The organism is Streptomyces sp. NPDC055140 (genome assembly GCF_053607285.1).
In genome coordinates, this window is sequence record NZ_JBSGTG010000124.1 from 1 (window position 1) to 3,538 (window position 3,538).

General features: G+C 67.6%; 5 protein-coding genes and 1 pseudogene. 4 read left to right on the plus strand and 2 right to left on the minus strand.

Annotation, left to right across the window (positions count from 1 at the left end; genetic code table 11):
• Positions 1–195 precede the first annotated feature (195 nt).
• Both ACWFR4_RS48015 and ACWFR4_RS48020 read right to left on the minus strand, forming a co-directional pair.
• Entirely contained in the window at positions 196–453 is a 258-nt protein-coding gene (locus ACWFR4_RS48015; protein WP_453658204.1) for a hypothetical protein, read from the minus strand.
• A 177-nt stretch (positions 454–630) separates the two neighbouring features.
• On the minus strand, positions 631–1,248 hold the full coding sequence (locus ACWFR4_RS48020; RefSeq protein WP_453658206.1) for a TetR/AcrR family transcriptional regulator: 618 nt from the start codon (positions 1,246–1,248) through the stop codon (positions 631–633).
• Between the two features lie 155 nt (positions 1,249–1,403).
• Here ACWFR4_RS48020 and ACWFR4_RS48025 point away from each other — a divergent pair, with 155 nt between their 5' ends.
• The 4 genes and pseudogenes from ACWFR4_RS48025 to ACWFR4_RS48040 form a co-directional block, all read left to right on the plus strand.
• The gene (locus ACWFR4_RS48025) at positions 1,404–1,781 is read left to right on the plus strand and encodes a YciI family protein (protein ID WP_453658208.1); all 378 of its coding nucleotides are present in this window, start codon (positions 1,404–1,406) and stop codon (positions 1,779–1,781) included.
• A gap of 36 nt (positions 1,782–1,817) precedes the next feature.
• Positions 1,818–2,432, plus strand: coding sequence for an NIPSNAP family protein (locus tag ACWFR4_RS48030; RefSeq protein WP_453658210.1), 615 nt, complete (start codon positions 1,818–1,820; stop codon positions 2,430–2,432).
• A 54-nt stretch (positions 2,433–2,486) separates the two neighbouring features.
• Complete coding sequence (locus ACWFR4_RS48035; RefSeq protein ID WP_453658212.1) at positions 2,487–2,879, plus strand: DUF6300 family protein; 393 nt, start codon at positions 2,487–2,489, stop codon at positions 2,877–2,879.
• Positions 2,880–2,963: 84 nt separating this feature from the next.
• Positions 2,964–3,131 (plus strand): annotated as a pseudogene (locus ACWFR4_RS48040) (ISL3 family transposase); the annotation flags it as partial.
• Between the last annotated feature and the right edge of the window lie 407 nt (positions 3,132–3,538).

Below are 3,538 nucleotides of genomic sequence, written 5' to 3' on the forward strand. Positions count from 1 at the left end.
GCCGAGTACTTGTAGGTCCCCAACGGGAACTCCTGATCTCTGGAACTTCATAGATCCAGTGTCCAGGGTGTCCACGACCAGGGGGAAACCTCCCGCGCCGTCCGCGATCAGGCCCAGTTCTCGTATGGCTGCCACCAAGTGGCGAGTAGCGCTGAGTAACTCTTTGGCGACGGGTTGGATTTGTCCACTTCGCTTTCATCGGCAGGTGGCCACGATGTGGTGATTATCTGATTTGGAGCGAGGAGCGCCCTCGAGCAGCGTCCAGACCTCGATGAGGTCCTCCGGCTCCCAGTCTTGCCGCACCCGGGCCACCTCACCGGTGACACGGATGACGCGGCCGCCACGGGGGAAGCTCGTGGCGGGCTTCGTGCGGGTGGCGCTGTCTGGGACGGGGATCGCGGCCTGCCGCAGCTGCTGACCGACCGCGAGCAGGTCCGCGGCCTGCTTCGCCACCTACGGACGGCGCCTCTCTCCCGGTTTCATGTGCTGTGCGAACACCGTGTGCCCGGTGGGTGCGTTCCGGTCCACCAGGCGGGCAGTCGCGCCAGGGTCACCCAGGTCCTTGGCCGACCTGCCCACTTGGGCGCTGCATATAGACGCGGCTGCCGCGGAGGCGGCGCCGGGTGCAACCTAAGGCTGAGGCGCCGGGGCGAGCAGGCCATGCAGGGCGTACTCCACCAACTTGCGCCCCTCATCGTGGGCGAGCGATCCGTGCCCGGACAGCAGGCGGAACACCAGCGGGCCCATCAGTACGTCCGTGGCCGTCGCCGCGTCCACGCCCGGCCGGGTCAACCCTGCCTCGGCGGCCCGCTCCCAGCACGGCTCCAGTGCTGTCCGGCGGGGCGTCAGGAAGAACTCGTGGAAGTACGGTGCGGCCTGCGGCTCGGTCGCGCAGGCGGCCAGCAACTGCCCGAAGAGGGCGCCTTCCGAGCTGGTGTAGTAGGTCAGCAGATCGGCCGCGTAGGTGACAAGGTCGTCGATGGGGCGGCCGGTATCGGGGAGTGCCACCGCCTTGGCGGTGTCGCGACCGAACGCCTCCGCGATGATCGCGGCCTTGCAGGGCCAATGCTTGTAGATCGTGGCCGTGCTCACGCCGGACCGGCCGGCGATGCGGTCGATGGTGATCGCCGGGATGCCGTCCTCGCGCATGAGTGCGCTGGTGGCCGTCAGTACGGCGTTATGCGCCCGGGCGCTGCGTGGGCGCCGGGGCCGTTTCGGTGCTCCGGCTGCTCCGGTGGGGGCGTCCATTGAGGTTCCTCCCCTCTGAGGTTGCGCTCGAAACTAAAGTACTGTTTCACTTTAGTTCTTGCATCGCGTTGCCGCAATCCAGCTACCGCTTCGGTGATGAGGTGTCGTTGTCAGGCGGCCGCGCGAACCGCCGGAGATCAAGAAAGGCAAGGCCGGTGCCGCACTTCGTCGTCAGCTATGTCCACCGTGATCCCACCGGCTGGGCGCGACACCTCGATGCGCACCTGCGGTGGCTGGTCGGGCGAGCGGAGTCGGGTCAGCTGCGTGCTTCAGGGCCGACCACCCGCACAGAAGCGACGCCGGGGCAGCCAGGCCAGGCTCGGGAGCGCACCGCGTTGCTGGTTTTCGCAGCAGCCGATGAAGAGGAGCTGTACAAGATCGTCGCCACCGACCCCTACCTGGCGGAGGGGCAGGTGCAGGAGATGACGTGCACCCGGTGGGACCCGATCTTCGGGGTGCTCGGCGAGGAGTCGAGCCGCGCCGGTCTCAGCGACGCCAAGCTGTTCGAGCGCCTTGCGGAGCTCACTCAATAAGAGAAGCAGGATGGAAACCACCGGGAGACGCCCACCATGCTTTACGAACTCGCCACCTTGTCACTCGAGCTGTACTCGGTCCCGAAGGCGTTGTCCGCGCTGGAGGCCTACACCACAAGCGATTCCACCGGTGGCCAGCTGCTCGGCTGCTGGGAGCCAGAACACGGCACCATCGTCGGGCAGTTGCTCCTCCTTCGCGGCTTCGAGAACTCCGAGGAACTCACCGAGGAACGAAGGCGCGTCCTCACCAGCTCGGACCCGTTCGGCATCGGGCAGCATCTGACCGCCTTCCAGGTGGAAAGCTACGCTCCGTTTCCCTTCCTTCCACCGGTCGAACCCGGACGCTACGGCTCGGTATACGAGTTCCGCACCTACCACCTCAAAGTCGGGGGTCTCGTTCCCACGATGGCCGGATGGGAGGCCGCAGTGCCCGAACGCACCCGCCTCTACCCCCTGACGACCGCTATGTACGGCCTGGACGGCGTCCCCCGTATCACCCACATCTGGCCTTTCCCCGACCTCAACACCCGGCTGGAGATCCGTCGTGATTCCTACGAACGCGGCATCTGGCCCCCGCAGAACGGTCCGGAGAACATCGCCCACGCCACCTCCACGATTGCCCTACCCACCCCCATCTCCCCGCTGTCCTGACCGGGTTTGCCCCGAACAGCTCGGCCGTCGCCGTGCTGGCGCTCTCGCCCGCGGATGGGCGAGCGGCCAGGCTGCCTCCCGGACGCGGCAGGCGGCCCGCACCTCTTCCGGATCGTCTCGCGGCACACGACTGACCGAGACAAAGACGAGCAGCCGGCCCGGCCCTGCTCCCGCTGCCGAGGCGACCTCCTGCTGCACTGGCACGGCCCGCTGATGACCGGCGTCTGGATGGAGCTCTGCCCGGCCTGCGACGCCCATCGCCCCGCCGCCCACGCATTCATCCAGTGGCACCGCGACTCGGACCGCGATCCGAAGGCACTGCCCCAGCTGTTCGGAGACTGGGAGACCGAGACCATGCACGCCTCCGGCTGGGCCCGCGCCCCGCGGCCCGAAGCGCCATCCAGCCCACGCGCCCACGTGCGCCTCGTACCGCGCGGAGAGGGCTGACAGCAGCGGGGCACGGTTACGAGGAGGTGGTTCTCGTGTTGCTGTTCCCCGTCTGCTGTGCGCGGGCCACGCAATCGCCCCCGCGCCGCGGGCAGCGACCGCGACCATGACGCTGTCCTTGCCGGCCCGACCCTCCCCTGGAACTCGGGCGTCGTTGAAGGCCATGTCAACGGGATCAAGATGCTCAAGCGCCAGATGTTCGGCCGCGCAGGCTTCGCCCTCCTGCGCAAGAGAGTCTTGCTCGCACCATGACATGGGCTGTCGGCTCAGAGACCAAGCCGCGCTGGCCTGGATGGAACACCAGAGGTGATCAATGCCGTCAAAAGAGTCGCGAGGTCGCGGGGGGAGAAGAGGTCGGCACCGGCATAAGAAGCGACTTCACGCGGGTGCCACCACTTCAGCGTGCTCTTGCGAGGAACCCCGAGGGTTCACCCCCGGGAGGAATCGCATCCTGTGGTGGCGATGCGCAGCATCGCCGCGGCAACGGGCGCGGAGCGCACGCAAGAAACCGGGCCGCAGCGCCCGGCGAGGAATGTGCGCTGTTCGAATGCCGGTACGTCGGGTGGCAGGTAGCGTCACGGTCGTGAAGTTGACCGTGCAGGTGAAACTCCTGCCGACGCCCGTGCAGGCGGCGGCACTTGAGGAAACCCTGCACGCCT

Excerpts from the sequence above, each read along its gene's own strand:
- ACWFR4_RS48020 (WP_453658206.1), bottom strand. The coding sequence starts at position 1,248 with ATGGACGCCCCCACCGGAGCAGCCGGAGCACCGAAACGGCCCCGGCGC.
- ACWFR4_RS48030 (WP_453658210.1), top strand. The coding sequence starts at position 1,818 with ATGCTTTACGAACTCGCCACCTTGTCACTCGAGCTGTACTCGGTCCCG.
- ACWFR4_RS48035 (WP_453658212.1), top strand. The coding sequence starts at position 2,487 with ATGGGCGAGCGGCCAGGCTGCCTCCCGGACGCGGCAGGCGGCCCGCAC.